The organism is Bacillus coreaensis, from assembly GCF_050586445.1.
GTDB classification, from domain to species: domain Bacteria; phylum Bacillota; class Bacilli; order Bacillales; family Cytobacillaceae; genus Robertmurraya_A; species Robertmurraya_A coreaensis.
Genome location: NZ_JBOCCY010000037.1, coordinates 1 through 518 on the forward strand (window position 1 = coordinate 1; position 518 = coordinate 518).

Genomic DNA, 518 nt, shown 5'->3' on the forward strand with positions numbered 1-518 from the left:
AAAGCTTACTTACAGCTCCCCGAAGCATATCGGTGTTAGTCCCGTCCTTCATCGGCTCCTAGTGCCAAGGCATCCACCGTGCGCCCTTTCTAACTTAACCTACGGTTAAAAAGTGTTTCTCTATTAATATAGAGAGAAAACTAAAATGGCGATACTCGATTTCTTTCTTGACTTTTTTACTTTATCTAGTTTTCAAAGAACAACTTGATGGATGGTTATTTTGCTGATGCAAAAAACCTTATTAAACCATCAAAACTGAACAAGAACAAATCGTCACGTCTGTATTTTATGTCTTGCTATCGCAAGCATATTTCCTTAGAAAGGAGGTGATCCAGCCGCACCTTCCGATACGGCTACCTTGTTACGACTTCACCCCAATCATCTGTCCCACCTTAGGCGGCTGGCTCTCTTGCGAGTTACCCCACCGACTTCGGGTGTTACAAACTCTCGTGGTGTGACGGGCGGTGTGTACAAGGCCCGGGAACGTATTCACCGCGGCATGCTGATCCGCGATTACT

Annotated in this window: 2 rRNA genes; both read right to left on the reverse strand. The window is 45.4% G+C overall.

Annotation, left to right across the window (positions count from 1 at the left end):
- Window positions 1–100 (reverse strand): 23S ribosomal RNA (locus tag ACQ5H4_RS23345); the annotation flags it as partial.
- 219 nt (window positions 101–319) lie between these two features.
- A 16S ribosomal RNA gene (locus ACQ5H4_RS23350) occupies window positions 320–518 on the reverse strand; the annotation flags it as partial.